Source organism: Nocardia sp. NPDC049737 (genome assembly GCF_040674755.1).
Classification (GTDB): Bacteria; Actinomycetota; Actinomycetes; order Mycobacteriales; family Mycobacteriaceae; genus Nocardia.
Genome location: NZ_JBFANH010000016.1, coordinates 63,860 through 88,418 on the forward strand (window position 1 = coordinate 63,860; position 24,559 = coordinate 88,418).

Genomic DNA, 24,559 nt, shown 5'->3' on the forward strand with positions numbered 1-24,559 from the left:
CTCCGGGAGGAGATGATCGTGAGCTCGTTCGGCAAGCGGCGACGCGGCGGCGGTCGTCGGGGCAAACCGGTGGCGGCACCCTATGCCTCCGTCGCGGGTTTCAGCGAACACAACACCGGCACGTCACCACGCAAGGACAAGCCCCGACCGCCCGGCGCTACGAAATCGCCCCGGCCACAACCGACACCCGCCAATCGACCACAGCGCACCCGAGGCGAACGCTTCCGACGGCTACTGCTGGCCCTGTTCATCATCTTCGTCGCGGTGCCGTCGCTGCTGTTCGTGCTGGTCTACTGGAGCGCCGAAATCCCGGACCCCGATTCGGTGCAGACCAATCAGATCGCCACCATCCTCGCCTCCGACGCGACCACGGTGATCGCGAAGGTCGTTCCGCCGGACGGCAATCGGATTCCGGTGCCCCTGTCGGATGTGCCGAAGCCGGTGCGCGATGCGGTGCTCTCGGCCGAGGATCGCAACTTCTATACCAATCCCGGCTACTCGGCCAGCGGATTCCTGCGGGCCGCCCGGGACAATATCCTCGGCGAAGAGGATGCGGGCGGCGGCTCCACCATCACTCAGCAGTATGTGAAGAATGCCTTCCTCGGCTCCGAACGCACCCTGACCAGGAAGATGCGCGAACTGATCATCGCATCCAAAATGGCGCGGCAATGGAGTAAGGACGACATCCTCGCCGCCTACCTCAACACCATCTACTACGGGCGCGGCGCGTACGGGATCTCGGCGGCCGCGAAGGCCTACTTCAACAAGCCGGTACCGGATTTGACGCTCGCCGAAGGCGCGGTGCTGGCCTCGGTCATCCGCACGCCGTCGATCCTGGACCCGGAGACCCATCTCACCGAGCTGAAGACGCGCTGGAAGTACGTGCTCAACGGCATGGTCGAGATGGATACGCTGGCACCCGGCAACCGTGATGCGACGGCATTCCCGCAGATCGTCCCGATCACCGAAATCCCGGACGTCAATGCGGCGCGCGGCCCGGAGGGCCTGATCCGCAGCCAGGTGCTGCGGGAACTGCGCGATGCCGGCGTCAGCGAGCGGGAACTCAAGACCGGGGCATTGCAGATCACCACCACCATCGACGCCAGGGCCCAGCAGTCCGCACGCGATGCGATACACGATCGACTCGACCCGCAGCCGCCGGAACTGCGTGGCGCGGTGGTTTCGATCGACCCGCGTTCCGGCGCGGTGCGCGCCTACTACGGCGGCGCCGACGGTATCGGCTTCGATTTCGCGCAGGCGCCATTGCAGACCGGCTCGGCATTCAAGGTCTTCGCGGTGATCGCGGCGCTGCAGCAGGACATTCCGCTCACCCGGATGCTCGACAGTTCACCGGTGACCGATCGCGGCACCAAAATCACCAATGTGGACGGCGAATCGTGTGGCAAATGCACCATGGCCGAGGCGCTGAAACGCTCGCTGAACACCAGCTTCTATCGACTCACGATGTCGATGTTCAACGGCCCCAAGGCAATTGCCGATGCTGCCCATGAGGCCGGAATCCCGGAAGAGATTCCGGGCGTGGCCGGTAAAGCTCTCACCGAGGACGGCGGGCCGCCGCTCAACGGAATCGTGTTGGGCCAGTATCTGGTTCGCCCCATCGATATGGCATCGGCCTATGCGACGATCGCCAATTCCGGTGTCTACCATCAGCCGTACTTCGTGCAGCGGGTGGTCACGGGCGACGGCCGCGTCCTGCTGGATCGCGGCGAACCCGCCCACCAGGTCGGCAAGCAACCCCCGCCCGGCCAGCAGCGCATTCCGCGCGGCATCGCCGACAGCACCGCCGAGGCGATGCTCCCGATCGCCGAATATTCCAACGGGCACAGCCTGTCCGGCGGTCGGCCCTCCGCCGCCAAGACCGGAACCACCCAACTCGGTGCGTCCAAAGAGAACAAGGACGCGTGGATGATCGGCTTCACCCCGTCGCTGTCCACGGCGGTGTGGGTCGGTACCGAACAATCCCAGCCGATCGAGACCGCGCGCGGCACCGACATCTACGGCTCCGGCCTGCCTGCCGACATCTGGAAGCAGGTGATGGACGGCGCACTCGACGGCACTCCGATCGAGCAGTTCCCGGCATCGGCAACACAAGGCAGTCAGCCGAGTACGAGCAAACCCTCCGGCGGCGGCTACGACATCCTCAACCCGCCGTCGAGCACTTCCACCGCACCGATGATCATCATCCCACCCGCCCCGGCGCCCCCGACGGAAGTCGAGATCTTCCCCGGACTGAGCATTCCGATGCCCCGCTGAATCATTGGCCGCGCGGGCGCGGCGTGTTCGCGGCCCCCGGTGTCTCGCGTCCGAGCCGTCGAGACTCGCGACTGCGTCGCATGCGCTTCGGCGACTCGGCTGTGTTCAATAGCCGCACCTGCGGCGCGGACGCGGGACGGGCCGCTCGTAAGACTCGCTCCGCCGCGGTTACGCAGAGCTGCCAGCTCGCCTAGCTCGCTATGAATGTATGTCGACCGGAGCCATGGGAACGGATGACGTGGCAGCATCGTTTGCCAGAGTGAAGTGAGCACGGCGCGCCGGAACCAAACCAGGCCGACGCCGACGTCGTGAGATCGATGAGGAAGGATATGCGCTCGAGCGACGACACGCGGCGCGAGCGTCAAGCCCGGAAGTAGCTTCCGCGGCCACGGGGGCCCGGGAGCGCCGCCAATTGGAGACAGACTAGACATATAGGGGCACGCCGGTGGATTTCAATGTCGTTGAACGTCCCGAGACGCTCGTGGCGGGCACAGTGCTGCGCAGCCCGGCGCTCGCAGTCGAGGGACCGCGCCGCGCCAAGGTCGAGGAGGCGTGGAAACGCAATCTGGCCCGCAAGCTGCCCGGCCCGCCGACGACCGCGTATGTGGACCACGCGCCGGAGATCAACTCCTACCTCACGCATATCGTCGGCTACCGCTGCCACACCATCGGGGATCTGCTGCCGGGCGATGTGTTGGCGCGGGTGCCCGCGGGCCGGTTCGCCCGATTCACGCTCAGCGGCGACAATCTCGGCGACACCATCGTGACCATCTGGCGCGCGGTATGGGATGCCGAGGCCGGCGGCCGATTGGTGCGCGCCTATACCGGCGACGTGGAACATTATCCGGACGCGCGCACGGCTGAAGTATTCGTGGCGCTGGCAGACGAACCGGTCGACGGTTAGGAACAGCTGTGGACTTCGAAATTGTCACATTGGACGAAAGCCTGGTCGCCGGACTCACCGTCCCGCTGGCCGGACGCGAGGTGACCGCCCGCGACCTGGACCTGGTGAACTTCACCTGGGATCGGTATCTGGCGCGGGAGAAGAATGTGCCGCGGGTCGCGGCCTATATCGGCCAGAACGATCACGCCGTCGCGATCCTGGGCTACGAGATCGCCGAGATGGACGATATGGATGCCGGTGATGTGCTGACCCGCGTCCCAACTGGGCGCTACGCGAAATTCGTTGTCTCCGATAAGCCCTACGATCTGCTGCGCACCGCATGGGCGCAGGTCCGCAAGGCCGAAAGCGCGGGCACCATCACCCGCTCACACACCGCGGAAATCGAGCGCTACACGGGACCGACGTCCGTCGAGGTCTACGTCTCGCTGGACTGAGTTTTCAAGGTGTAGTGGACGACGTGACGGTCCAGCTCCACGAAGCGGCTCTCGAAGGGAAACAAGCTATCGTCCACTCGAGTGGGCGTATACCCTTCGGGCTGCTGGGGCGTCACGTCCGGACCGCCTCGGATCCTGCTCGATTGTCGACGCTGCAGGCCTCATCCGTCGGCACGACTATGTAGCCGGCCCGATCGGTCGGTGGGCGCACGCTGCCCACTACTGCAACGGCCACCGACGCTTCACTGGACTCGGCTTTCCCACACTGCGACGGGGTGCGCCCACAAGTGCCCGGCGGCCGAACCCTCCCCCATCCGATTCTCGTCGCAATCGACATCGACCACATCGAGATCGAGACATGACCACTGAGTACGGCCATGAACCCAGCCCTCGGACGTTCCCACTCACAGCATCAGGTTTCGAGCGAATCGAGATCGAGGACCGTTTACGGCCACAGATGCGTCCGAGGTGATCGGCGCAACCCGTACGGGGCAAACCCGTGTCCGGCCTCGCGCTCCGGCGACGATCTTCCGGGCGAACTCGATACTCAACCGCGCCCGGATACCGCAAAGCCGGGCCGAAGAGTTCTCCGGCCCGGCTTACCTCGGATGAGGCGGGTGACTACTCAGCGCCGATGATGAACGCTTCCAGCTGCTGACGTGCGATGTCGTCGGCCAGCTGCTTCGGCGGGGACTTCATCAGGTAGGCCGAGGCTGGCAGGACGGGGCCGCCGATGCCGCGGTCCTTGGCGATCTTCGCCGCGCGCACCGCATCGATGATGATGCCGGCCGAGTTCGGCGAATCCCACACCTCGAGCTTGTACTCCAGGTTCAGCGGCACATCACCGAAGGCGCGGCCCTCGAGACGCACGTATGCCCACTTGCGGTCGTCGAGCCAGCCGACGTGATCGGACGGGCCGATGTGCACATCGTTGGCGCCCAGCTCCTTCTTGAGGTTGCTGGTGACGGCCTGGGTCTTGGAGATCTTCTTCGACTCCAGGCGCTCGCGCTCGAGCATGTTCTTGAAGTCCATATTGCCGCCGACGTTCAGCTGCATGGTGCGGTCGAGCTGCACGCCGCGGTCCTCGAACAGCTTGGCCATCACGCGGTGGGTGATGGTTGCGCCGACCTGGCTCTTGATGTCGTCACCGACGATGGGAACGCCTGCCTTGGTGAACTTTTCGGCCCACACCGGATCGGAGGCGATGAACACCGGCAGCGCGTTGACGAAGGCGACGCCGGCGTCGATGGCGCACTGGGCGTAGAACTTGTCCGCCTCTTCCGAGCCGACGGGCAGGTAGGAGACCAGGACGTCGACCTTGTTGTCCTTCAGCACCTTCACGACGTCGACCGGCTGCGCCTCGGACAGCTCGATGGTCTCGGCGTAGTACTTGCCGATACCGTCCAGCGTCGGACCGCGCTGCACGACAACGTCGCTGGGCGGCACGTCGGAGATCTTGATGGTGTTGTTCTCGCTGGCGAAGATCGCCTCGGCCAGGTCGAAGCCGACCTTCTTGGCGTCGACGTCGAACGCGGCGACGAATTTGACGTCGCGGACGTGGTACTTGCCGAACTTGACGTGCATCAAACCGGGCACGGTCGCGGTCTCGTCCGCGTCCTTGTAGTACTGCACGCCCTGGACCAGCGAGGAAGCGCAGTTACCAACGCCGACGATGGCGACGCGAACTTCGGTGGCAGTTTCAGCCTTCTTGTCTTCACTCATGGCCGATATTTCCCTCTTTCTGTGGTGCCGCCTTCGTCGATTGCTCCGCCGCAATCAACTCGTTGAGCCAGCGCACTTCGCGCTCGCTTGATTCCAGACCGAGCTGGTGGAGCTGGCGGGTGTAGCGATCCAGCGAGCCACTGGCCTTCTTGATCGCTTCCCGCAGACCCTCTCGGCGCTCCTCGACCTGCCGTCGCCTGCCTTCCAGAATCCGCATCCGCGCTTCCGCGGGGGTGCGGCTGAAAAACGCCAGGTGGACGCCGAAGCCGTCGTCGGTGTAGTTCTGCGGTCCGGTGTCGGCGAGCAGTTCGGTGAACCGCTCCCGCCCGGTCGCAGTCAGTTGATAGACCCGTCGCGCACGACGGGTGACGCCCGCGACGTTCTCCTCGGCGATCAGCCCATCGGTCTGCATGCGACGCAGCGTCGGATAGAGCGATCCGTAGGAGAAGGCCCGAAACGGCCCGAGCAATCCGGTCAGCCGCTTGCGCAGCTCGTATCCGTGCATGGGCGCTTCGAGGAGCAGCCCGAGGATTGCCAACTCGAGCATCGGGCTTCACCCCCTGACTGTCTATTCAGACCTAACCGATGGATGCGACTCCCCACTATATCGGACCGATATAAACGTGCATAGTCAACGCCGATACATAGAGCCGTCGACGCAGCTAGACATCGATTTGCCCCACCCCCGCCAGACCACCCGGCCACCAACGGCGCTCGCCTCGGGACGGTCACGCGCACCGATTCGCGCGCCGCGCTCGGTTTCGCCCGGCGATTTCGTGCGCGGCGTGACAAAAGGTGCGCGGGAGCGCATACCGCTAGCGAGGCGAGCTATCTGGATGCGGTGTTAGGGCGGATCGAAGTCGCCGGTGTGCACGGTAGTGGTGAAGGCGGACTATTCGGCTGGGGTGGAGGCCAGTGTCGGGGCGGTTGGGTTCTTGGAGTCACGAACGCCGACCATGCCACCGTTCAGGTGGGCGACCTCCACACATTCTTGGCCCCATGTCCCCCTGCTGTCCAAGCTCACGGTAGGAGGGCAGCATCGCGTGCCCTTTCAGGAGCCCTCCCACCACGGCTCCGTGTCCTCCACGGCGACGAACTCGAAAAAGTCCATGTTGCTGATCGCCAGGTTGCTCGCAAGCGATCCGACCATGCGGCAGGGAAGGACGGCGGGCTGCCCTGGGGTGTCGTACAGGTCGACAGCGGTCAGCGGTCGGTCAGGCTCAGCAAAGGTCTTGGAATCGGCGAGAACGACCAGCGTGGTGTACTCCTCGGTATGCGCCTTGGACGGCGGGACCAGCGCCGGGACCTGACCCGGCAGCAGACCCTCGAAGGCTCGGTCGTCGACGACCAACGCCGACAGCGGATAGTGCTCCACGTCGATCTCGTCCAGGTCCAGGTCTGCGCCGACCCAGCCATCCTCGTCGACCCCGCCCAACTCGTCGAGCAGGACGTGCCAGCTCTCCTCGTCGTCGAAGAAGGTACGGACCAGCAGTACGTCAGCGGTGGAGGGCAGTGCCGGGAAGGACCGGTGCCGCAGCGCCGTCGGCGCGGGGAAGGCCGGACGGCCGCCGTCCCCCTGGTACATGCCGCACACGTCCATGTCGCGCACCAGGTGGTCGAACGTGAGTGCGCCGCCCAGCAGGTCGGCCAGGATCTCACCGAGTCGGGCCGACGGAACCCGGACACCGCGCCCGGGTATCGCCGCCAGATCCACCAGCAACGGCCCGTCCCCGCCGTACACCACCGGAATGTCCGCCAAGACGGCAACCGGCGGCACTGGGCCACCTTCCACGAGAAGCGCCGGGACATTTCCGCCGTGCATGAAGTCCCACCCGCAGTCCTCGATCGATCGCAGCCGCACTCCGCCGCCCCCGACGACGAGCACATCGCCTTCCCGGCGGCCCCCGATCTCGTCAAGTAGCCCGCCCCACAGTGCCGTGCCGTCCTCGTAGCAGGTACAGACCAACAACACTTCACCGGGCTCCGGCTGGGGAAGCCTAGGAAAGGACATGACTCTCCTCCGAAAGACTGCGGCCGTCGCCTCGTCGTAATTGGTCCTGGCCGTGGGGCTGCGTCCTGCAGGACATCCCGGTCAGCCGCGACTCGTAGATGACGTGCCCGGACTCGGTAGCCGACCGATTACGCACCGCCGCAAGCGAGCCGACCTCTCGACATCATCGGCAACACGTCGAAAGCTGACCTGCACAGCAGCGACAGTAGCCGACCCTCGAGATCGGGGTGCTTTCGATACCACCACGCTCGCCAACTCGAATCCCCCTGCTGCGCAAAGTAACTGGCGAAGATCATCACCCAACCAATCAGCAAGAGGAAGCGGAATCTCAAAAACATGGCGGATCCGCCATGTCACCGCGATCCATTCTGAGATGCCGCCACGAGTTCTGAGACCCGACAGCTGCAGCCGCCCAGTGTGCGAGCGCGCCGATGGTTCGGTCTGCGAAATCGATACCGACGGCTGGCCCACCGAGCACGACGACCCCGAGCCTATGAAAAAGGACCGCCACTACCAGGCCTCGCACACCTTTGCCCCACCTCGCACACCGACTCACCGCGCGAAACACCGTGCGGCGGTTACGAAAGTATGCGAGACGTGCAGAGGTATGCGGTGGGATCACGGGCTGGGCGGGGAGACTCTCAAGGGTTCACCGGTGAAGGTCGCCGTCATATTGCCTGAGGCTCCGGCTGGGTTTCTCGCGTAGATCTCGACGGCGGGGCCTGAGTCGACGGGGCCGTTGGTGGCGTGGCGGAATGCGTAGTAGGTCACTGTGCCGTTGGGCACTTTGATCGACTGCGGTGCGCCAGCAAGCAGGCCGGCGATTGCGCGCAGGTCTATGGCGGCGAGATCGACGGTCGGCGCATCGGGTTTTCGGCCGGTGCGAATATCGGGCTCTCGGAAGGTTCCGTTGTAGTAGTAGCGCGCAGTCGCAGCCGGATTGCCGACCGCCGCGCGTTCGAAGAGCACATACCCCGGATACAACGAGACCTCGTCGGCCTTGGTGTCGCCGAATTCAGCACGGTACTCGGCGAGGAAATACGCGAGCCCGGCACCCGTGGTGAGCGTCGGCACGTGTTCGGATGGGCCGAATGGTCCGCCCGCGCAGCTCGCGATACCGCCCACCGCGGCACCGAGCACCGCGGCCGCGCCGATGACCGCCACCGGTGCGAGCCAACGCCGTGGCCGCCTGCGATCCACCCGGACCACCGGCGCGTCCACCAGGTTGTCCGGGATCTGCAGATCGCCGACGATGGCATCGAGTTCGCCGAAGGATTTGGCGGACATGGCCTTTGCGGTGCGGGCGGCGTGTTCGTCCTCGGTGATCTGACCATCGGTCAGTGCCGCGTCGAGCAGGCCGCACACGTCGGCACGGTCGGTGTCGCGGGCCCGGATGCCGCCATAGCGCGTCGTCGCCATCAACGCCTCACTTCTCGAAAGGCACCGCGCGCGCGACCGCGCCCGCTGGAGTCAGCAGTAGATATCCGGACTCGTTGAACTTGTTGCCCGCGTAAATGGTTACGTACGGGCCGTTCTTCGGTATGCCGAAACTGTTGTACGCACCGGCATCGTTGATCTCGACATCCATATGCGTGACAAAGCCGTTGGCCACCCGCAGGGTGCTCGGCGCGCTCGCGAGCGCATCACTGATCGCGGCGACATTCAGCTGCGCGAGATCAACGGCGGCTTTATCGGCCTTGCGGCTGGTCACGCTGCTCGACTGCTGGAAGCCGCCGCGATAGTCGTAGCCGATCAACCGATTCGGCTCGCCCGGCACCGCACGCGACACGATGGCGTATTCCGGATACAACGTCAGCTGATCGATCTTCAGATCGCCGAATTTGTCGCGGTATTTCCCCAGGAACAGCGTGAGCCCTTCTCGGGTAAGCAGATTCGGCGTCGCGATCACACTCGGTTGCACCGATCCCAGATCCACGACAACCGGTGCTGCAGCAGGGGCGGTTCGGTATCCGATACACCGCTGGTCAGCACGAAGGCGGCGACCGCGGCACAGACAGCGCTGGCCCCGACCGCAATCCGATACCAGCGCCGACGATTCGATCGAGGCGGCTGCGGTGGCGGCGCGGCGCCGCTGGGTCGTTGCAGATCGTCGACCAATTGCGCCAGTTCGCCAAGGGTTTTCGCCTCGCCGGCCAGTTCGGTGAGGGCCTGATGCTCATCCTCGCTCAGCTGACCGTCGCCGCGCGCATTGTCGATCAGTTGGCGGGTGGTGTCACGATCGACATCGCGTGCCCGGGTGTGATCGGGATAACGTCCACCGGTTCCGGCTCGACGCAACAGGTTTCGGGGAGGCGGCGATTCGCTCGACACCAGATCAGCTACGGCGGACGGTACTTGCAGATCACCGACGAGGCGTTCGAGCTCACCGACCGTCCTCGCGGTCTCGGCCTGCGCGGTACGGTCGCGATATTCATCGGCGCCGAGCTGCCCTTCCGCATAGGCCGCATCCAGCACACTGGACGCGTTGGCACGGTCGAGGTCACGCGCGCGCATACGTCCGGATGCTGCCGTTGACCGCCCGGATGTGGCGGGGGACACGGGAGAATCGTAATCCGCCGATGCCGGTAACGCCCCAGTTCAACAATGAATACCGGTCGGTCGATCCCACACAGCCCAGCGCGGCCCGCGCCCGGCCCCGCTACTCTGGTTCTCGTGCGAATTCAGCGACAGGTGGTCGACTACGCTCTCAAGCGTCGGTCGCTGCTCGCTGACGTCTATGCGGGCCGTGTCGATGTCGGCGAGGTTTGTGATGCCAATCCCTACCTCTTACGTGCGGCGAAGTTCCACGGTCGGGGGAGCGAGGTGACATGCCCGATCTGCCGGAAAGAGCAGTTGACGCTCGTATCCTGGGTCTACGGCGACGGCCTCGGCCCGATGGCGGGATCGGCTCGCACACCAGAGGAATTGATACGCCTCGCCGAGACTCGCGAGGAGTTCTCGGTCCATGTCGTCGAGGTATGCCGGAGCTGCAGCTGGAATCATCTGGTGCAGTCCTATGTGCTCGGTACCGCTCCGTCGCCGACGCGGCGGCGCACGGGCACCAGGGCCAACCGGCGCACCGCAGCCGAATGATGTGCCAGGTCATCTGCCCGTCGGGTGACACGCGGAGCCTCGACGCGTCCGCCGCGGCGATAATCGCCGCACCGCGCCCCGCAGACCGTTACGAGTTATGGAGATCTTGTCAGTGAATTCGCCCTACGAGACTTCCCCCTACGGCGATGAACCGCACGGCGGCCGGACTCAGCGAAGTTCACCACAGCCTCCGAACCCGTATCCCGGGCAGCGACCGGCTGGTCCCCCACCCGGTCGGCCGGGTCCCGGTGGTCCGCGGCCCCCGCAGGGCGGGTATCCCGGTGAACCGCCGCGCGGTCCGCAGCCGCCGCCGCGTCGACCGGTTCCGCCGCCGCAGGGCCGTCCGCCGCAAGGGCGACCGCTACCCGATAACGCCCCGCCCGGCGCGCAGTCCACGCAGAAGATCGAACGCCCGAATCGGCAGCCCGGTTCGCTGACCGACGCCGTCGCCGAACGCAACCGCCGCACGGCCCCGCCCACCGGTCCCCGACCGGCCAGCCCGCGGCCCGGTCAGGATCGCCCCGGCCAGGATCGGCCCGGGGCCCGGCGCCCCAACGGCTCCGGCCCCACCACCGGCGAGCGCCGCGCGACCGCGGGCACGCCGCCCTCAGGGCCGCCGCCGCGCCGCAATGGCGGTAACGGTGGTTCGGGCGGACCGGGCGGTCGTCGTCCCGGTGCGAAGAAGAAGTCGCCGTGGCGGATCGTGCGCCGGGTCATCTACGTCCTGCTAGCCCTGTCCATCATTTTGCCGAGCACGGTCTTCCTGATCGCCTACACCACGGTTTCGGTACCCCAGCCGGGTGACCTCAAAACCAACCAGGTCGCGAATATCCTCGCCAGCGACGGCACCACGGTGATCAGCAAGGTCGTACCGCCGGAGGGCAACCGCACCGACGTCACCATCGACCAGATTCCGCCGCATGTGCGCAATGCCGTGATCGCGGCCGAGGACCGGGACTTCTACACCAACCCGGGCTTCTCGGTTTCCGGCTTCATGCGCGCCGCCCGGGATCAAGCCCTCAACAGGGAGAGCGCGGGCGGTGGCTCGACCATTACCCAGCAATACGTGAAGAACGCGCTCGTCGGTGACGAACACTCACTGACCCGCAAGATGCACGAGCTGGTCATCTCGGCGAAGATGGCGCGGCAGTGGAGCAAGGACGAAATCCTCGCCGCCTACCTGAACACCATCTACTTCGGTCGCGGTGCGTACGGCATCGATGCCGCCGCCAAGGCCTACTTCGCCAAGCCGGTCTCGGAGCTCACCGTGGCCGAGGGCGCGGTGCTCGCCGCCACCATCCAGCAGCCCTCCGGCCTGGATCCGGAGAAGAATCCCGAGGGCGCGAAGTTCCGCTGGAATTATGTGCTCGACGGCATGGTCTCCGGCGGCAATCTGAAGGCCGAAGAGCGCCAGACCCAGCAGTTCCCGCAGGTGGTCCCCGTGACCTCTAACAAGGACAAAGGCCTGGACGCCGGGCCCGAAGGTCTGATCAAGACCCAGGTGCTCAAGGAGCTGGCGGCCGCGGGCATCAGCGAACAGCAGCTCAATACCGCTGGCCTGTCGATCACCACAACGATCGATCCGAAGGCACAGCAGGCCGCCGTCGACGCCGCGCAGAAGAAGATGCAGGGCGAACCGGAAAAGCTGCGCGCCGCAGTGGTTTCAGTGGATCCGAAGACCGGTGCGGTGCGCGCCTACTACGGCGGCGACGACGGTCAGGGCTACGACTTCGCCAATGCCGGTCTGCAGCCGGGATCCTCGTTCAAGGTCTTCGGTCTCGCGGAGAACCTGGAATTGGGCAAACCGCTGTCGGAGATGTATGACAGTTCGCCGATCACTGTGAACGGCATCAAGATCACGAATGTCGAAGGCGAGCAGTGCGGCACCTGCACCATCGCCGAGGCGCTCAAGCGCTCGCTGAACACCAGCTTCTACCGCATGGAGCTGGATATGCAGAACGGTCCGGCGAAGATCGCCGATATGGCGCACAAGCTCGGCATTCCGGAGACCATTCCGGGCGTCGGCAAGAGCCTGGTCGAGCCGGACGGTTCCCCGCCGAACAACGGCATCGTGCTCGGTCAGTACCAGGCCAGGGTGCTGGATATGGCCTCGGCCTACGCGACGCTGGCCGCCTCCGGCGTCTACCGCGCACCGCACTTCGTCACCAAGGTGGTGAGCGCCGACGGGCAGGTGCTGCTCGACCGCGGTGATGTCGCCGGTGAACAGCGAGTCTCGGCGGCGGTCGCGGACAACGTCACCGACGCGATGAAGCCGATCGCGGCGTGGTCGCGCAATCACAACCTGGCCAACGGCCGCGAGTCGGCGACCAAGACCGGTACCGCCCAGCTCGGCGACACCGGCGAGAACAAGGACGCCTGGATGGTCGGCTACACCCCGTCGCTGTCCACCGCGGTGTGGGTCGGCTCCATCGATAACTCGGCGCTGCGCAACTACAGCGGCGGCATGGTCTACGGCTCCGGTCTGCCCTCGGATATCTGGAAGGCCACCATGGACGGTGCTCTGGACGGCACCCCCAAGGAAAACTTCCCGAAGCCGCCCCCGATCAAGGGCCAAGCTGGTGTGCCCGCGTGGTCCGCACCGTTCACCCCGCCGTCGACCACGGAGTCGCCGCTGATCCCGCCGATCCAGATCGTCCCGAATACGATCGACACCCCGTTCGGACCGATCCAGATCCCCGGCGTGCAACCGCAGACGCAGCAGCGCCAGCCGCAACAACAACAGCAGCAGCCGGAGTCGACGCCGATGCCGGGACAGCCGACGGCGAACTCCGACGGTTCGATGCCGACGACCACCGGATCGCCACAATCCGGTGGCACCGGTAACGGCAACGGCAGTCAACCGACCCGCACCCGGTAGCCTCGGGTGCCGTGACCGAACCGCAACTCGTGGACGAGCGGACGAACGCAAGAGCGCCGCAGACCGACGGGATGCCGTCCGGTGCAACACAGTCCGGCGGCGCGACGCACTATGTCGCGCCCGCGCCGCTGGCACCGGATCTGCGCTCGGCCGACGGCCGAGATCGCCCCAGCCGCAATGATTCCCTGACCGCGCAGCTGAGCACGGTCGTCGGCGGCCCGGTCGGTGACCACGCGCTCATCGGCCGGGTCCGGTTCTGGACCCCGATGCGGGTGTTGCTCGCCTTCGCACTGGTGTTCCTCGCGCTCGGCTGGGCGAGCAAGGCGGGCTGCATCCAGCAGACGACCACCTCCGACGGTTCGCTCACCCTCGACTGGAACAACGGCCGCCAGTACATCGCCATGTGCTACTCGGATACCGTGCCGCTCTACGGCGCGGAACGGCTGAACGAGGGCGCCTTCCCATACAAGAAGGAATGGACCGAGCAGACCGCGGACGGCGGCCGAGAGACCAGGTACATGGAGTATCCGGTGCTGTCCGGGCTCTATCAGTACGCGGCGATGCAGGTCGCCAAGACCTGGGATGCCTCCCCGCTGCCCGGTGCGCTGCAGGTGGTCATCTACTTCAATGTGGTCGCGGTGGGTCTGGCCTTCGCCTGGCTGGTCACGGTATGGGGCTCGGCACAACTGGCGGGGCGGCGGGTTTGGGATGCCGCGCTGGTCGCCTGTTCGCCGCTGGTTATCGTGCACGCGTTCACCAACTTCGACGCGCTCGCGACGGCTTTCGCCGCCACCGGCCTGCTCGCCTGGGCCCGCCGACGACCGTTGCTCGCGGGTCTGCTGCTCGGACTCGGCGGTGCGGCCAAGCTCTACCCGCTGCTACTACTCGGGCCGATCGTGGTGTTGTGCCTGCGCGCCGACCCACTGCAGCGGGTGCCGAGCGCACGGCTCGGGCTCCGGTTGAGCGATATCGACAGCTGGCGTACCGCGATGACCTGGCTGCGCGAAACCCCGTATCGCACGCAATTTCTCAGCGCCCGGCCGCTCGGCGCGGCCGCCTTGACCGTTGCGGCCGCGGCGGGCACCTGGCTGGTGGTGAACCTGCCGATCGCACTGCTGTATCCCGATGGCTGGCGGGAGTTCTTCCGGCTCAACACCACTCGGCATGCCGATCCGGATTCCATCTACAACGTCATCACCTCGTTCACCGGCTGGGCCGGATTCGACGGCGAGATCGGACATGTCGAACAGCCGACCATCCTGAATCTGGTGTCGCTGCTGGTATTCGTCGCCGCCTGCGCGGCGATCGCCTATATCGCGCTCACCGCCCCGCGCCGGCCGCGCCTGGCCCAGCTGTGCTTCCTGGTCGTCGCCGCCTTCCTGATCACCAATAAAGTGTGGAGCCCGCAGTATTCGCTGTGGCTGGTGCCGCTGGCCGTGCTCGCGCTGCCGCATCGCCGAATTCTGTTGGCTTGGATGACCATCGACGCGCTGGTCTGGGTGCCGCGAATGTTCTACTACCTCGGCCTGGACCGCAAGGGCCTGCCCGAGCAGTGGTTCACGGGCACTGTCGGGCTGCGCGATATCGCGGTACTCGCGCTGTGCGCCTTGATCATTCGACAGATCTACCGACCGGAGGAGGATCTGGTCCGGCGCGATTTCGTCGACGATCCGGTCGGCGGCGTCGTCGATCGCGCACCGGACCCGCTGCTGCCCTGGCTGCCGGAGGCGCTGCGGCCGAGGACGGCTCTGGTACGCGCTTAGCTGGTGCGCAGGAAGCGCGCCTGCCTGGCGGGTTCGTGTGGCAGCAGATCCAGATCCAGCTGCCACGCGCTGCCGGTCCACGGATCGAACAGCGGGGTGCCGTCGACCGTCGGCAGATGACGGCAGGACTGCGACAGCATCGCCACCGTCCCATCGCTGGACTCGGATTCGTCGGTGCCAACGATCACCGTGGACAGCCCGATCAAATCACCGCGCACCAGCAACGTCGCGATGCGGTGGGCGTCCGCGCTCTGGTATCCGTGCGGGAAGTCCGCGGCGAGCAGGACCCTGTGCTCGGTCGGTGGCGTGAAATTCCCACTGGAATAAGCCAATTCGGCCAGGTCAGCGGCCTCTACCAGGGTCTGCAGCCGCGCCGAGATATCGCCGAAATCGGTGATCGGCGGGCCGTTCAGCACCGGGGTAAGCGGACCGACGAGCTGGCTGAACGCTCCCGTCAGATCGATCATGTCGACCAGGGTGCGCCGACCGGGATCGGCCGCGAGCAGTCGCGCGAGCACCGCACCGACGACCGGGGTCGCCGCGGCCGAAGATTCGGTATCGATCCACAGCGGGCGGGTCAGCGGCACCGGCACACAGTACGGAATGCGCAGCGGCCCGCGCTCATTCGCGTAGAGTTCGCCGAGTCGAATGCCGTCGCTCGGCGTCGGCGCACCGTCCCAGGCGGGCGAATCCCAGGACGCGAGTGACGGCGGCAATTGCCGATCGGCTTCGGCGAGTTCGCGTATGAGCGCTTCGCTATCGCCCAGGTGGTTCCCCTCCGCGGTGGCAATCAGATCGTCACAGCGACGCTGTGCCGCCTGCCTGGCCTCCTCGGCGGCCGGGGTGTTCCTGGTCGCCGGATCCGAAACCGCCGCGGACAGTTCCTGATCCAGCCTCTGCATGGCGTAGTCACGCGCGGAGATGAGTGCGGCGGCCGAGCGCGCGGCATCCTCGAAGATCATCCACAGGCGTTCGAGTCCGTGCGCGACCTCGAGCGGCGCCGGACCGGCGCCCAGGGAGTCGGGACCGCTGATGGTGTCCTGACCGCTGGTCCGGCCCGGATTGCGGACCGGTTCGGCTCCCCGCAGGTCGGCCGCGCTGTGTTGGCCGGACTGCGGTGTCGCCGCTTCGTCGACCTCGACGCCGTGCGCGGTGAGCAGCACAGCAAGACCACCGGCATAGCCCTGACCGACTGCGCGCAACTTCCAGTCGGTTCCGCGCCGATACACCTCCAGGCAGATCAGCGCGGTCTCTCCCGCCGATGGAGTGATCGCGAATTCCGCTGTAGCGACATCGTTCACGGCGAGTTCAGCGGTGACCGCACCGAGTCCATCCGCCTGCGCGGGCGCGGCCGGATCGGCGCTGACCACCAGTAGCACCGCTTCGGCGTCGGCGCGCACCTCGCCGAGCCGGATGGTGACGCCGCCCTCGGACAGCGTCACCCCCGCGGTCTCGGTCTGGTTGTAGAACACGAAATCGCCGGTATCGAAGACCCGCAGGTTCTGCGCCACCACTAGCGCCGAAACATCCAGGGCAGCCCCGGCTTTCGCGCTGAATCGAACGATATCGCCGGTCAGCACCATATTCTGACCGGCCTTCAGCTGAATCACGTTGTCCGCCCCGTTATTTCGTGCAGTTGTCGCTCAATTACCCAGGAACCGGCCCAGCTGTGGCACCGCTTCACCGGGATGTTTGGCCTGGAAGCCCTCGCCGAGCGCCTGTAACTTCCAATCGCTGCCCACCCGGAACAGCTTGGCCATCGCCATCGCGGTGAACGCCATACCGCCTGCCATGGTGTACCTGGCCAGCTCGCCGTTGTTGGCGCCATCGACCAAGCGGCAGAACGCATTCTGGACTTGTTCGAAGGTATGGCCCTTATAGGAGGTCACGATGAACACCAGCGTGCTGACATGCGCCGGGATACGGGTCAGGTCGACCAGAATGACCTCGTCGTCGCCCTCGCCCTCACCGGTGAGGTTGTCGCCCTGGTGTCGGACCGAACCGTCCTTGGAGGTCAACTGTCCGTAGTAGGCCACATCCACCACATTCATATCGGCGAACATCACCACCGACGCGTCGAGGTCGATATCGACGGTCCGGTTGCCGAACATGCCGCGGCTGCGCACCGGATCCCAGCCCAGACCCATCTTCACGAAGGTCAGCGCGGAGCCGCCCTCCTTGCGCAGGGTGACCCGCTGGCCCTTGAGCAGGCTGACCGGACGATCCTTGCTCAGGCTGATCTCACCGGGCGGCTGCTGCTGCGCGGCGGGCTGGGCGGGCGGCGGATAGCCCTGGCCCGGTCCGGGCTGTCCGGGCGGCGGGTAACCACCGGGTCCGGGCGGCGGCGGGTAGCCCTGTCCGGGCGGCGGGTAGCCGGGTCCGCCTTGCGGGTAGCCCTGCTGTGTCGGTGGGTACTGCGGCTGCTGCTGCGTCGGGTACGCGGGCTCGGGCGGTGGCGGGTAGCCCGGTGCGGGCTGGGCAGGCTGGTAGGACGGAGGCGGCGGGACCTGCGTCGCGGCCGGGGACTCGTCGACGGTGACACCGTGATCGGTGACCAATGCCGCGAAACCACCCGCGTAGCCCTGGCCGACCGCGCGCACCTTCCACTCACTCTGGCGCCGGTACAGCTCGAGCGCGATCACGATCGACTCGGTGTTCAAACCGTCGATGCGGTACTCGTACAGCCGATTACCCGCTGAATCCGACACGATCGCCGTCGGCGCGGGGAACCGGCCGAAATTGCTGGTCGCGTCGTCCAGAGTGATCACCGCGCGGATCTGCGCGATATCCGCGGGCACCGCATTCAGCGCGACCGCCAGCGACGCGGGCTGCCCGGCCGGCGCGGGCTGGAGATTCACCCCGGGGCCATTGGGCTGATTGAAGAAGACGAAGTCCGCGTCGGAACGGACCTTCCCCGACTCGGTGACCAATAGCGCGGACAGGTCCGCGGGTGCGGTCAGCTGGACGGAGATCACCACGTCATTGGCGGCCAGCGGGCCATTCTGACCCTTGGCGAGTGTTGCGGACAAGTTCGACCCTTCGCTTGTCGGTGCGTACGGTGCCACTCTACGAGAAACGTGCCGAACACGATCCGAAGTAACTCCTCGCCGTGGCCCATACGGGTACTCCAAGATCGGTTAGGGTGGCGAAACGCGGTCGGAATGGCGGGCGATATACCCGTGTTCCCCCTACCAGACAGCAGGCAAACTCCCTATGGCGCAACTGTTCGAGCAGTCGAAAAAGGTGATCGAGGCACACCTCGCGGGATCGAGTATCCGCGCGATTTCCGGCTCGATGGTCGCCTACGAAGGAAATGTACAGTTCAAATCGGCCGGTTTCGGCGGCGGCGACGGCGTACTCGCCGGGCTCAAGCGGCGCGCCACCGGCGAGAAGCTGTCGCTGATGGAATGCAGCGGCAACGGCCGGGTCTTCTTCGCGGTCAACGGTCAGCACGTCACCGTCGTGAATCTGAATAACGAGACGCTGCAGGTCGAATCGCAGCAGTTGCTGTGCTTCGCCGGAAACCTGCGCACCGATGTGCGTTTCGCCGGTCTGCGCGGTGCCTCCTCGGGTGCCGGCCTGTTCACCACCACGGTGACCGGACAGGGACAGGTGGCACTGCTCTCGGCGGGCGGTCCGCTGATCCACCTGGAGGTTTCGCCGCAGTATCCGCTGATCGTGGATCCGGATGCCTTCGTCGCCTGCCAGGGCAATCTCAATCAGTCGTTCGTCACCGATGTTTCGTGGCGTACCTTCGTCGGCCAGGACGCCGGGGAGGCGTTTTCGCTCCGCTTCGACGGTCAGGGCCTCGTTTTGATCCAACCGGCGGAACGGTAAGGGGGCCGACGATGTTCGAGAAGGTCAACGGCAAGGTCGTCAAGGTCGACGTCGGAATGGCGGGCGGTGTGGTCGCGCGCAACGGCGCGATGCTGTTCTACACCGGCGATATTTCCTTTGCGCCGCATCAGATTCCAGGAGCCGCACCCGGAATGGGCGGTGGCGGCGTCATGCGGATGGCGGGTCGGATGATGGCCGGCGAGCACGAGCGCACCATGCTGGCCACCGGTAATGGCGAGGTGCACTACGGGTTCGCCGGGCTGGAAGTGCATGTGGTGCAGATGCAGCCGGGCGCGGTGCTGCGCGTCGAGGCCTCGCGGCTGCTGGCCAATACCGCCGCGCTGCAGAGTTCGATTGTGTCCGTGATGAGTTCGGGCGGTGGTGGCGGCGGCGGGCTGATGGGTGCGTTGCGCGGAGCGGCCAGTGGTGCGCTGACCGGTCAAGGGATGTTCACCACGCAGCTGTCCGGACAGGGCGCGGCGGTGCTGCTGGCACATGGCGGATTCTTGGAACTGCCGGTGGGCGGGCCGAATCCTATCGTGGTGGATCCGCAGGCCTTCGTCGCCGCCTACGGCAATGTGCAGACCGAGTTGAAGACGGCATTGAGCTGGCGCGATGCGGTAGGGCGCGGTTCCGGTGAGGCGATGCAATTGCATTGCGTCGGACAGGGTGTCGTGTATGTGCAGGCCTCGGAAGAGAAGTTGTGAACCTATGACCGACATCTTGAATCCACTGAAACTCGGTGAGAGCGACAACCTTCCGGGCAACAGCTATGCCTATTGCATCGATCTGAACAAGCCGTGGTTCATGCGCAAGGGCGCGATGATCGCCTACTACGGCGATATGCGGTTCCAGATGCTCACCCACGGATTGCAGGGCGGGCTGCTGCATATGGTCTCGCAGCAGTTCTCCGCACCGCTGTTCACCGGCGATTACGTGATCGCCGAGGGCCACGGCAAGCTGATCATCGGTGACCGCGGATACGACATCAATTCCTATGACCTCGAGGACAATGGCAACCTGACCATCCGCGCCGCCAATCTGCTCGCCTTCGAGCCGGGGCTGTCGCTGAATCAGTCCATCGTTCCCGGATTTCTCACCCTCATCGGCACCGGTAAGTTCCTGGCCTCCTCCAATGGCCCGGTCATGTTCGCCGAACCGCCGCTGCGCGTGGATCCGGAAGCCCTCGTCGGCTGGGCGGATTGCCCGTCCCCCAGCCACCACTACGACCAGCGCTGGGTCTCCAGCTTCCTGGCCGCCGGTGCGGCGCGGTTCGGGGTGAACTCCGGTGAGGAGCGCCAGTTCGACTTCACCGGTGCCGGAACGGTTCTCATCCAGTCCAGTGAGAAGATCCTCAGCGATTCCGCGCTGGTCCGCACCATCGAGGGGCAATTGCAGAGCGGTGTGACCGTCGGCGGCCTACAGCGATTGCAGGGCATCATCGCCCAGCAATTGGGTGCTCAACAGCAAAATTACTGATCCGGATGACCTGAGGATCATCCCCGGGGTCCTTCCTTCGGCGGACTCGGCAAGCCCGGACCGGCGAATAGCTTCCCAACAGTAGGCATAGTGTTGGGAGGCACTCATGGGTATCGGACTCGTGATCGCGATCGTCGCGGTCATCGCGCTGGTGGTGAAGCGGTTCTACGGCGAACCGATGAATGCCCGCGATACTTTCGGACTACCGGTCATCCTCTTGGCGATCGGCATATACAGCCTCACCAAGATCGCCGACCTCAACGGTACCGATATCACCTGGCTGATCATCGGCGGCGCCGTCGGTCTCGCCTTCGGCGCCCTACGCGGCACCACCGTCGGCATCTTCACCCGCGACGGCCACCTGTGGCAGCGCTACACCGTGCGCACCGTGATCGTCTGGGCCGTATCGATGACCGCGGGCTTCGCCATCAGCGCCCTAGGCACCACTATGGGCATGCACCACGACGCCCGCCCCACCACCCTGTCCATCGGCATCAGTATGGTCGGTGAAATGCTCACCCTCGGTGTGCGCGCCTTCTCCACCGGAGTCCCGTTCGCCCCGGACAAGACCTCGTCCAGCTCCCTACTCGACCGCATCGCGCCACAGGCAACGCCGAAATCCGCGCCGGAACTCCCCTTCCCGACGAATCCCTCGTACCCTCGCCCGGACCGCCCCGCGACGGAGGGCCATCCCGCGGCACCGAAACATCTGTATTCCAACCCGTCTCACCCCGAACCCGACGCCGCGGCCAACCCGTCCGCTTCAAACCACCCCTACCAACCGCCCCGCCTCGATCACTCCCCGACCCTCCGCGAAGCCCTCGACTGGCTCAACCGCACCCGAAACCGCTGACCTCGTTATCATCACGCGACCGGAAGGACTGGCGGGCTTGCCCGTCAGTCCTTCCGCGCCAGCCCGAAACGCGCCGCGAACGCCGACATTTCGTCGAACTGCACGGCCTGGTCAGTGGCGGTAGCGCCGACAATGATCCGGGTCACGCCTTGTGCAACGAATCCGTCGACCCGATCCTGCGGCATATCGATCGAGCCCCATCGGGTGTATTCCAATGTGGCCGGATCTCGGCCCGCCGCAACGGCGGTGGACTTCGCCAGATCCCACTGGTGCGCACGTTCGGCGGGCATCAGCATCCCGCCCGGGAAGTATCCATCGCCGCGTCGTCCCACCCGCCGCGCCGCCGCCCGACTCGATCCGCCGATATGGATCGGCAACTGGTCTCCGCCATGGGGTTTCGGGTATACGCACAGCTTGTCGAACGAAAAGAATTCGCCGTGGAAGTCGACACCATCCGCACCGCCGCCCCACAGCAGGCGCAGCACATCGATCGCCTCTTCGGTTCGACGACCACGGGATGCGAAGTCCACCCCCACCGCGGCGGCCTCACCCGGCAAGGTGCCGAGTCCGACTGTCAGCAAACGCATTCGGCCCTTGGACAGCACATCGATGGTCGCCAGCCGCTTGGCCAGTACCACCGGATGCCGATACGGCAGCAGCAGCACACCGGTGCCCAACAGGATCCGGTCCGTTGCCGCGGCGACGAAACTCAGACAATCGAGCGGATCGGGAAACGGCAGTGTCGGTGGCATTTCGTACTCGCCGACCACCGCACCCGGATAGAGAGCGATATGGTCCGGCAGGTAGATCGACTCGAAACCGCACGCCTCGGCATGTTGCGCGAACGCCATCAGCCGGTCCGGATCGGTACCGTAATACGGTGTGCTGTAATTGATTCCGAACTTCATCGGGACACCGCCGCCGAATCGAGCTGGTCGCGCAGTTGCGATCGCACCGCATGCAACCGATCGATTGCCACCTCGACTTCGTCGAGCTTGCGCCGCAATGTCGCCACCGAATCCGGGCAGACATCCCCGGAGGTATTTCCGGCGCGGATGCACGCGACGAACGGGCGGATATCGTCGAGATCGAAGCCCACGTCGAGCAGCCTCCGGATCTTGTGGACGACCTGCAGTTCCGACTCGTCATAGATGCGATACCCATTGGTCGAGCGCCGCGCCCGCACCAAGCCGTGCTCCTCGTAGTAGCGCAGCGTCCTGGTGCTCGTCCCGACGCGCTCGGCCAGCTCACCGATCAGCATTCGACCTCCTTCACGACCCGTCGGGGCAACGCTAAACCTTGTCGCCGGTGTCAACGCAAGGTCAGCTACGTGGCCTTTCCGGTGCGGCCTTGATAAACCAGTTGATGATCTCCTCGCCCGCGAGAATTCCGGAGGCGCGGGTGATGGTGAGATTGGGGTGGGTCCAGTTGAGTTGTTCGAGTTCGCCGTGGCGTGGACGGATGGCGGAGTCCGCAGTGCGCAGCATCTCGGCGTCCAGGGCACCGTCACCTGCGGCGAGAGTCGTGGCCGCATCGGTGAGTTCACCATTTTCGACCAGCCGGCGACGGACTTCGCGCACCGCATGACTCTTACAGACGACCAGGGGCATCGTGTAGATCTTGCGGCCCTGCTGGGAGACGGACCAGCCGCGCGGGCGGCACCAGGCATCCCATTCGGAGAGGAAGCCGTCCGGAACTTCCTTGGGTTTCACCACCAGGTAGGTGAACAGATGATCGGCGACCCGGAATTTGGTGACCCAGGAATCGTCGATTCGCGCACGCAGTTCGGTATTCACCTCCGACAATGTGGCGCCACTTGCCCGCATCTGCGCGTCGATATCGATGCGCCAGCGCATATCCGGCACGCCGTCGACCAGGATGTTCCCGCCATTGCTCGTGATCGCATATCGCCAGGGTGCGCCGGGCAATTGGATACGTTCGAACTGCTTGATGGTCCGAGTGGTGGTGGGGATGACGGCGGCGGGTCCGGTCAGGGTCTGCATACGCAGCGCGGCGGTGGTCGTCATGAACGACAGTGGCGCGCCCTCGAGGTGTTCCACACAAACCATCGGCACTTCGCCGGTGGCGTGGAAAGCGTTGCGCGAATAGATCATCGTCCGATCTAGATCGGTAGCAATCAGAGCGTGTCTTCGTAGTTTTCGCAAATGCATTACTGCTGTATGTCCTTGATCAATCCCATGCACGAATAGGCCAGGTCGGGCACGACCTCGACCGGAACGCCGCGGGCCGCGGCGAGCAGACGGATATGCGCGTGCTCCGGTGCGTCCGCCGCACGCACCAGCACCCGCCACGGCAGCCGCCGCAGCAACACCCGAGTCGTCTCGCCGACACCGGGTTTCACGAAATTCACACTGGCGACACCGTATTCCTCGCGCACCTTGTCGACCGAGGCCCAGCCGGTCCAGGTCGGTGTCCGGTCCGCGGCGCGCACGGCGGACAGTTCGGCGGGCACGCGATCCCGGATCGCGTCGAAGGCTGCGGTCACCGTGTCGAGCAGGCGTCCGGAGACATCGTCGGCCGCCAGTTCGCGATAGAACTTCGCACCATGGAAATCGCCCGGACCGATCAGCGTGTCATTGAGCACGGTGCGCGAAATCAGCCCGGAGACTGTCGAATTCAGGCATGCGGAGGCGATCAGGAAATCGTCTCGGGTGCCATAGGTGCGCACGCAATGTCCCGGGTCGGCGAGCACGGCGAGCTCGTCATTGAATCGGGCGCCGCCCGCGGCGTGATAGGCGTTCAGCGCTTCGGTGAGCTCCCGAGTAATGGCACCTTTACCGGTCCAGCCGTCGACGAACACCACCGAGGCCGGATCATGATGCCGGGCGAGATAATCCAGTGCGACGGCGTCGATACCACGATCGCGCACGATGGATACCGCATAGTGCGGCACATCGAGACTTCGCGACCGCAGCCAGCGGCGCATGAGAATTCCGATCGGCGTACCCGCCCGGGCCAGTGAAACCAGCACGATATCGGTACCGCGTTCGGTGACAACGAGTTCCGATACCGTCGCAACGGCGAGCGCGAGTCGCTCGGCACTCTCGGCCAACACCTCGTCGAACAGCGAGCGGTATGCCGCATCGGGCTGATATTCGATCGGCAGCGATTCCGCATAATGTGCGGCACCGGACTGGATCCGGTGTTCCCGCTCGGCCACATCGGCCTCGAGGTCGACCTCGGACAGATCCTTCAGTAGCCAGGAAACCTCCTCGGCCGCATACGATCCGAAGGCCGGTCCGTGCAGCGCAACGGGCAGGGCCAAGGCCGATTGCGGTGAGATATTCGAT

23 protein-coding genes are annotated in these 24,559 nt (G+C 65.6%); 10 read left to right on the plus strand and 13 right to left on the minus strand.

Annotated elements, in window-relative coordinates:
• Positions 1-12: 12 nt before the first annotated feature.
• From AB0J47_RS21970 to AB0J47_RS21980, 3 genes are all read left to right on the plus strand, one after another.
• Entirely contained in the window at positions 13-2,274 is a 2,262-nt protein-coding gene (locus tag AB0J47_RS21970) for a transglycosylase domain-containing protein (RefSeq protein ID WP_364348711.1), read from the plus strand.
• A 445-nt stretch (positions 2,275-2,719) separates the two neighbouring features.
• Entirely contained in the window at positions 2,720-3,178 is a 459-nt protein-coding gene (locus AB0J47_RS21975) for an effector binding domain-containing protein (RefSeq protein ID WP_364348714.1), read from the plus strand.
• A gap of 8 nt (positions 3,179-3,186) precedes the next feature.
• Entirely contained in the window at positions 3,187-3,612 is a 426-nt protein-coding gene (locus tag AB0J47_RS21980; RefSeq protein ID WP_364348717.1) for a GyrI-like domain-containing protein, read from the plus strand.
• Positions 3,613-4,233: 621 nt separating this feature from the next.
• Here the strand turns inward: AB0J47_RS21980 and AB0J47_RS21985 are convergent.
• The 7 genes from AB0J47_RS21985 to AB0J47_RS22015 all read right to left on the minus strand — a co-directional run bounded on the left by AB0J47_RS21985 (position 4,234) and on the right by AB0J47_RS22015 (position 9,859).
• Positions 4,234-5,334: an inositol-3-phosphate synthase gene (locus tag AB0J47_RS21985; protein WP_364348720.1), complete on the minus strand. Its 1,101-nt coding sequence runs from the start codon at positions 5,332-5,334 to the stop codon at positions 4,234-4,236.
• Positions 5,327-5,881, minus strand: a complete 555-nt coding sequence (locus AB0J47_RS21990; protein ID WP_327094951.1) for a PadR family transcriptional regulator — start codon at positions 5,879-5,881, stop codon at positions 5,327-5,329. The genes AB0J47_RS21985 and AB0J47_RS21990 overlap by 8 nt, the downstream gene beginning before the upstream one ends.
• Before the next feature lie 345 nt (positions 5,882-6,226).
• The gene (locus AB0J47_RS21995; RefSeq protein ID WP_364348725.1) at positions 6,227-6,358 is read right to left on the minus strand and encodes a DUF397 domain-containing protein; all 132 of its coding nucleotides are present in this window, start codon (positions 6,356-6,358) and stop codon (positions 6,227-6,229) included.
• A gap of 27 nt (positions 6,359-6,385) precedes the next feature.
• Complete coding sequence (locus AB0J47_RS22000; RefSeq protein ID WP_364348728.1) at positions 6,386-7,345, minus strand: hypothetical protein; 960 nt, start codon at positions 7,343-7,345, stop codon at positions 6,386-6,388.
• A gap of 618 nt (positions 7,346-7,963) precedes the next feature.
• Entirely contained in the window at positions 7,964-8,764 is an 801-nt protein-coding gene (locus AB0J47_RS22005) for a DUF1707 domain-containing protein (RefSeq protein ID WP_364348731.1), read from the minus strand.
• A 7-nt stretch (positions 8,765-8,771) separates the two neighbouring features.
• A complete protein-coding gene (locus AB0J47_RS22010) occupies positions 8,772-9,266 on the minus strand; it encodes a hypothetical protein (protein WP_364348734.1) in 495 nt (164 codons plus the stop codon).
• Positions 9,251-9,859, minus strand: coding sequence for a DUF1707 domain-containing protein (locus AB0J47_RS22015; protein WP_364348737.1), 609 nt, complete (start codon positions 9,857-9,859; stop codon positions 9,251-9,253). Before AB0J47_RS22015 ends, AB0J47_RS22010 begins: the two co-directional genes overlap by 16 nt.
• A gap of 159 nt (positions 9,860-10,018) precedes the next feature.
• Between AB0J47_RS22015 and AB0J47_RS22020 the strand changes: the two genes are divergently transcribed.
• From AB0J47_RS22020 to AB0J47_RS22030, 3 genes are all read left to right on the plus strand, one after another.
• Positions 10,019-10,438, plus strand: a complete 420-nt coding sequence (locus AB0J47_RS22020) for a DUF5318 domain-containing protein (protein WP_364348740.1) — start codon at positions 10,019-10,021, stop codon at positions 10,436-10,438.
• A gap of 700 nt (positions 10,439-11,138) precedes the next feature.
• The gene (locus tag AB0J47_RS22025; RefSeq protein WP_364349085.1) at positions 11,139-13,316 is read left to right on the plus strand and encodes a transglycosylase domain-containing protein; all 2,178 of its coding nucleotides are present in this window, start codon (positions 11,139-11,141) and stop codon (positions 13,314-13,316) included.
• A 71-nt stretch (positions 13,317-13,387) separates the two neighbouring features.
• The gene (locus tag AB0J47_RS22030) at positions 13,388-15,079 is read left to right on the plus strand and encodes a glycosyltransferase 87 family protein (protein ID WP_364349088.1); all 1,692 of its coding nucleotides are present in this window, start codon (positions 13,388-13,390) and stop codon (positions 15,077-15,079) included.
• Here AB0J47_RS22030 and AB0J47_RS22035 read toward each other — a convergent pair.
• Together AB0J47_RS22035 and AB0J47_RS22040 are read right to left on the minus strand one after the other, a co-directional pair.
• A complete protein-coding gene (locus AB0J47_RS22035; RefSeq protein ID WP_364348743.1) occupies positions 15,076-16,689 on the minus strand; it encodes a TerD family protein in 1,614 nt (537 codons plus the stop codon). The genes AB0J47_RS22030 and AB0J47_RS22035 overlap by 4 nt on opposite strands.
• Positions 16,690-16,722: 33 nt before the next feature.
• Positions 16,723-18,108, minus strand: a complete 1,386-nt coding sequence (locus tag AB0J47_RS22040) for a TerD family protein (RefSeq protein WP_364348752.1) — start codon at positions 18,106-18,108, stop codon at positions 16,723-16,725.
• 184 nt (positions 18,109-18,292) lie between these two features.
• Here AB0J47_RS22040 and AB0J47_RS22045 point away from each other — a divergent pair, with 184 nt between their 5' ends.
• From AB0J47_RS22045 to AB0J47_RS22060, 4 genes are all read left to right on the plus strand, one after another.
• Positions 18,293-18,916: an AIM24 family protein gene (locus AB0J47_RS22045; protein ID WP_364348755.1), complete on the plus strand. Its 624-nt coding sequence runs from the start codon at positions 18,293-18,295 to the stop codon at positions 18,914-18,916.
• 11 nt (positions 18,917-18,927) lie between these two features.
• The gene (locus AB0J47_RS22050; protein WP_364348758.1) at positions 18,928-19,623 is read left to right on the plus strand and encodes an AIM24 family protein; all 696 of its coding nucleotides are present in this window, start codon (positions 18,928-18,930) and stop codon (positions 19,621-19,623) included.
• Between the two features lie 4 nt (positions 19,624-19,627).
• Positions 19,628-20,395 (plus strand): AIM24 family protein, encoded by a 768-nt coding sequence (locus AB0J47_RS22055; RefSeq protein WP_364348761.1) that lies wholly within the window; start codon positions 19,628-19,630, stop codon positions 20,393-20,395.
• A gap of 106 nt (positions 20,396-20,501) precedes the next feature.
• Positions 20,502-21,248, plus strand: coding sequence for a hypothetical protein (locus AB0J47_RS22060; protein WP_364348764.1), 747 nt, complete (start codon positions 20,502-20,504; stop codon positions 21,246-21,248).
• Positions 21,249-21,292: 44 nt separating this feature from the next.
• Here the strand turns inward: AB0J47_RS22060 and AB0J47_RS22065 are convergent, their stop codons facing one another.
• The 4 genes from AB0J47_RS22065 to AB0J47_RS22080 all read right to left on the minus strand — a co-directional run bounded on the left by AB0J47_RS22065 (position 21,293) and on the right by AB0J47_RS22080 (position 24,528).
• A complete protein-coding gene (locus tag AB0J47_RS22065) occupies positions 21,293-22,156 on the minus strand; it encodes a TIGR03619 family F420-dependent LLM class oxidoreductase (RefSeq protein WP_364348767.1) in 864 nt (287 codons plus the stop codon).
• Positions 22,153-22,509: a MerR family transcriptional regulator gene (locus AB0J47_RS22070; RefSeq protein ID WP_364348770.1), complete on the minus strand. Its 357-nt coding sequence runs from the start codon at positions 22,507-22,509 to the stop codon at positions 22,153-22,155. Before AB0J47_RS22070 ends, AB0J47_RS22065 begins: the two co-directional genes overlap by 4 nt.
• A 61-nt stretch (positions 22,510-22,570) precedes the next feature.
• Positions 22,571-23,362 (minus strand): HAD family hydrolase, encoded by a 792-nt coding sequence (locus AB0J47_RS22075; protein WP_364348773.1) that lies wholly within the window; start codon positions 23,360-23,362, stop codon positions 22,571-22,573.
• A 56-nt stretch (positions 23,363-23,418) separates the two neighbouring features.
• Positions 23,419-24,528, minus strand: a complete 1,110-nt coding sequence (locus AB0J47_RS22080; protein ID WP_364349091.1) for a cysteine protease StiP family protein — start codon at positions 24,526-24,528, stop codon at positions 23,419-23,421.
• Positions 24,529-24,559 lie beyond the last annotated feature (31 nt).

Excerpts from the sequence above, each read along its gene's own strand:
- AB0J47_RS22050 (WP_364348758.1), top strand. The coding sequence starts at position 18,928 with ATGTTCGAGAAGGTCAACGGCAAGGTCGTCAAGGTCGACGTCGGAATG.
- AB0J47_RS21985 (WP_364348720.1), bottom strand. The coding sequence starts at position 5,334 with ATGAGTGAAGACAAGAAGGCTGAAACTGCCACCGAAGTTCGCGTCGCC.
- AB0J47_RS22045 (WP_364348755.1), top strand. The coding sequence starts at position 18,293 with ATGGCGCAACTGTTCGAGCAGTCGAAAAAGGTGATCGAGGCACACCTC.
- AB0J47_RS22060 (WP_364348764.1), top strand. The coding sequence starts at position 20,502 with ATGGGTATCGGACTCGTGATCGCGATCGTCGCGGTCATCGCGCTGGTG.
- AB0J47_RS22065 (WP_364348767.1), bottom strand. The coding sequence starts at position 22,156 with ATGAAGTTCGGAATCAATTACAGCACACCGTATTACGGTACCGATCCG.
- AB0J47_RS22030 (WP_364349088.1), top strand. The coding sequence starts at position 13,388 with ATGCCGTCCGGTGCAACACAGTCCGGCGGCGCGACGCACTATGTCGCG.
- AB0J47_RS22005 (WP_364348731.1), bottom strand. The coding sequence starts at position 8,764 with ATGGCGACGACGCGCTATGGCGGCATCCGGGCCCGCGACACCGACCGT.
- AB0J47_RS22000 (WP_364348728.1), bottom strand. The coding sequence starts at position 7,345 with ATGTCCTTTCCTAGGCTTCCCCAGCCGGAGCCCGGTGAAGTGTTGTTG.
- AB0J47_RS21970 (WP_364348711.1), top strand. The coding sequence starts at position 13 with ATGATCGTGAGCTCGTTCGGCAAGCGGCGACGCGGCGGCGGTCGTCGG.
- AB0J47_RS22070 (WP_364348770.1), bottom strand. The coding sequence starts at position 22,509 with ATGCTGATCGGTGAGCTGGCCGAGCGCGTCGGGACGAGCACCAGGACG.
- AB0J47_RS21990 (WP_327094951.1), bottom strand. The coding sequence starts at position 5,881 with ATGCTCGAGTTGGCAATCCTCGGGCTGCTCCTCGAAGCGCCCATGCAC.
- AB0J47_RS22015 (WP_364348737.1), bottom strand. The coding sequence starts at position 9,859 with ATGCGCGCGCGTGACCTCGACCGTGCCAACGCGTCCAGTGTGCTGGAT.
- AB0J47_RS22075 (WP_364348773.1), bottom strand. The coding sequence starts at position 23,362 with ATGATCTATTCGCGCAACGCTTTCCACGCCACCGGCGAAGTGCCGATG.
- AB0J47_RS22055 (WP_364348761.1), top strand. The coding sequence starts at position 19,628 with ATGACCGACATCTTGAATCCACTGAAACTCGGTGAGAGCGACAACCTT.